Here is a 3,161-nt window from a genome sequence, read left to right as displayed (position 1 = left end):
GGCGGCGACGCGGTCTAGATCACGCCCGTCTTCCTCAGGTCGGCCTCCGTCCGGTCGAGCGCCTGCGTCGCCCGCGCGATCAGGAGGTCGGCCTCTTCCCGGCTGAGGACGAGGGGCGGCGCCACGACCATGCGTTCGCCGACCGCGCGCATCACGAGACCGGCGTTGAAGGAATGCTCGCGGCAGATCAGGCCGACCTCGACGCCCTCGGGAAAGCCCCTGCGCGCCGTCTTGTCGGTGCAGAGCTGGAGCGCGCCGACGAGCCCTTTCATCACCGCCTCGCCGACCAGCGGGTGATCGGCCAGTCCGCGCCACTTCTCCTGGAGATAGGGCCCGATGTCCTCGGCCACGCGCTCGACCAGCTTCTCGTCGCGCAGGATGCGCAGGTTCACCAGCGCGGCGGCGGCGGCGGCGGGGTGGCCCGCGTAGGTGTAGCCGTGGGTGAACTCGTCGCCCTTCTCGATCAGGACATCGGCGATGCGGTCCGAGACGGCCACCGCGCCCATCGGCACGTAGCCCGAGGTCAGCGCCTTGGCCATCGTCATGAAGTCGGGCTCGGTCCCGTAGGTCTCGCAGCCGAACCAGTTGCCGGTGCGCCCGAAGCCGCAGATCACCTCGTCCGAGATCAGGAGAACGCCGCGCTCCTTCAGCCCGGCCCAGAGCTCGGGCCAGTAGCTCTCGGGCGGGATGATGACGCCGCCCGCGCCCATGATCGGCTCGGCGATGAAGGCCGCGACGCGGTTGACGCCGATTCCGTCGATGAGGGCCAGCGTCTCGCGTGCGGTCTTGCGGCCGAACTCCTCGGGCGAGAGGTCGCCGCCCGCCGACCACCAGCCGGGGCGCGGCGCGTGGAAGACGTTGCCGACCGGCAGGCCCGGCTGCGCGTGCATCGGGTCGAACCCGCCCACGGCGGCGGCGGCCACGGTCGAGCCGTGGTACGCCCCCCGCCGCGAGACGATCACGTTGCGCTGCGGCTGGTCGAGAAGCTGCCAGTAGTAGGTGACGAGGCGGAAGATCGTGTCGTTCGCCTCCGACCCCGAGGAGCAGTAGAAGAAGCGATTGAACTGCGGCGGCGTGAGCTCGGCCAGCAGCCCGGAGAGCTCCACCACCGGGGGATGCGTCGTCTGGAAGAAGACGTTGTAGAAGGGCAGCTCGCGCATCTGCGCGGCGACCGCGTCCACGATCTCGTCCCGGCCGTAGCCGACCGCCGTGCACCAGAGGCCGGCCATCCCGTCGAGGATGCGGTTGCCCTCGCTGTCGGTCAGCCAGACGCCGTCCGCCGTCGTGATCACCCGCGCGCCCTTCGCGTTCAGCTCGCGGGTGTTCGTGAACGGGTGGAGATGGTGCGCCGCGTCGAGGGCGCGGAGCGCGGCGGTGGAGTTGTGGCGGGTCATCTTTCGGGTTCCTCGTCTGGCTGCCGGGCGCGGGGTCACGCGCCGGGCCTCCAAGATGTGTCCGGTTTTTCGGGCGGATGCCAGCCCTACGCGACGTCCGCGCCACCGACGCGCGCGCCCGGCGGGATCGTCGGAGGCGCCGCGTTCAGCCGTTCGGCGGCGAAGCCCGCCGCGCGCTTGTAGTCGGCGATGAACGCCGCGCGCTCCTCGGCCGGGATGACGGCGTCGATGTCCTCGAAGACGCCGCCGCAGCGCTCGTCCACCAGGGTCAGCAGGCCGAAGGGCCCCGCCTGCCGGTTCCTGAGCACGAGGTCCGAGACCGGGCCGCAGAGCGCCGCGTCGTAGGCCGCCAGCGCCTCGGGCCCGACGCCGTGCCTGAGGAACATCGCCCCGACGGTGCGGGCATCGACGATCGCCTGGCTCGCGCCGTTGGAGCCGGTGGGATACATCGCATGCGCCGCATCCCCCATCAGCGCCACGCGCCCCGCCACCCAGGTCGGCACCGGGTCGCGGTCGATCATCGGGTTGACGTAGGCCACGTCCGAGGCCTCGAGCATCGCAGGCACGTCGAGCCAGGGGTAGCGGAAGGCCTCGAAATGGTGGACGAAGTCGCGCGTCTCGGCCGGGATGAACCAGCGGTCGCTGCCCCAGCCCTCGGTGTTGTCGACCGTCACCTCGGCGATCCAGTTGATCAACGCATGGCCGGACGCGTCGGGCCGCGAGATCGGGTAGATCACCATGCGCTGGCGGCTGGTGCCGAGCCCGACGAAGGAGGAGCCGGTGCGGATCGGCCTGGCGCGCACCGTCCCCCGCCACATCAGCGCCCCGCCCCAGTGGATCGGCCCCTGGTCGGGATGCATCTGCGCCCGGATGGCGGACCGGATGCCGTCCGCCCCGATCAGCAGCGCGCCGCGCGCGGTCGAGGTCGCGCCGTCGCCCTGGACGATCCGCGCGGTCACGCCGTCGCCGTCGGCCTCGTAGCCCGTCACGCGCGCGTCGGTCACGATGGCCCCCGCCCCGAGCCGCTCGACCGCCGTGCGGTAGAGGAGCATCAGGAACGCGCCGCGATGAACGGCGTATTGCGGCCAGTTGTAGCCTGCGGCGAGGCCCCTCGGCTCGGCATGGACCTCGGCCCCGTTGAGGCCGACGAGCGCCCATTCGAGCGCGGGCAGCCCCACCCCGTCGAGCGCCCCGGCCCCGATCCCGAGGTCGAAGAGCTCGCGCACCGCGTTCGGCTGGAGGTTGATGCCCACCCCCTGCGGCTTCATGTCGGGCGCGGCCTCGAAGACGCGGGCGGGCACGCCGATCTGGTGCAGCGTCAGCGCGAGGGTCAGCCCCGCGATGCCGCCGCCCGCGATCAGGACCTCGTTGCCGGTCATCCCTTCACCTCGGCGCCATGCGGATCGCGCCGTCAAGGCGGATGACCTCGCCGTTCAGCATCGGGTTCTCCACGATGTGCAGGACCAGCGCGGCGTATTCCGACGGCTCGCCGAGGCGCGAGGGGAAGGGCACCTGCGCCCCGAGGCTGTCCTGCACCTCCTGCGGCAGGCCCTTCAGCATCGGCGTCAGGAACAGGCCCGGCGCGATGGCCATGACGCGCACGCCCTTGTCCGCGAGGTCGCGCGCCATCGGAAGGGTCATGCCGACGACGCCGCCCTTGGAGGCGGAATAGGCCACCTGCCCCACCTGCCCGTCGAAGGCCGCGACGGAGGCGGTGTTGACGATGACGCCGCGCTGCCCGTCGGGGCCGAGCGGCTCGGCCGCGAC

General features: G+C 72.0%; 3 protein-coding genes. All 3 read right to left on the bottom strand.

Features of this window, described 5'->3' with window-relative positions:
- Nucleotides 1-14: 14 nt before the first annotated feature.
- Nucleotides 15-1,394 (bottom strand): aspartate aminotransferase family protein, encoded by a 1,380-nt coding sequence (locus tag ACTS11_RS04520; RefSeq protein ID WP_442639151.1) that lies wholly within the window; start codon nt 1,392-1,394, stop codon nt 15-17.
- Nucleotides 1,395-1,480: 86 nt separating this feature from the next.
- A complete protein-coding gene (locus tag ACTS11_RS04515; protein ID WP_442639150.1) occupies nt 1,481-2,773 on the bottom strand; it encodes a flavin-dependent oxidoreductase in 1,293 nt (430 codons plus the stop codon).
- Nucleotides 2,774-2,777: 4 nt separating this feature from the next.
- A partial coding sequence (locus ACTS11_RS04510; RefSeq protein ID WP_442639149.1) for an SDR family NAD(P)-dependent oxidoreductase occupies nt 2,778-3,161 on the bottom strand: 384 nt, incomplete at its 5' end.

This window comes from Roseicyclus sp., assembly GCF_052168335.1.
Classification (GTDB): Bacteria; Pseudomonadota; Alphaproteobacteria; order Rhodobacterales; family Rhodobacteraceae; genus Roseibacterium.
The sequence above is the reverse complement of the archived record's forward strand: the minus strand, read 5'-3'. Positions and strand labels throughout refer to the sequence as shown.

Excerpts from the sequence above, each read along its gene's own strand:
- ACTS11_RS04520 (WP_442639151.1), bottom strand. The coding sequence starts at position 1,394 with ATGACCCGCCACAACTCCACCGCCGCGCTCCGCGCCCTCGACGCGGCG.
- ACTS11_RS04515 (WP_442639150.1), bottom strand. The coding sequence starts at position 2,773 with ATGACCGGCAACGAGGTCCTGATCGCGGGCGGCGGCATCGCGGGGCTG.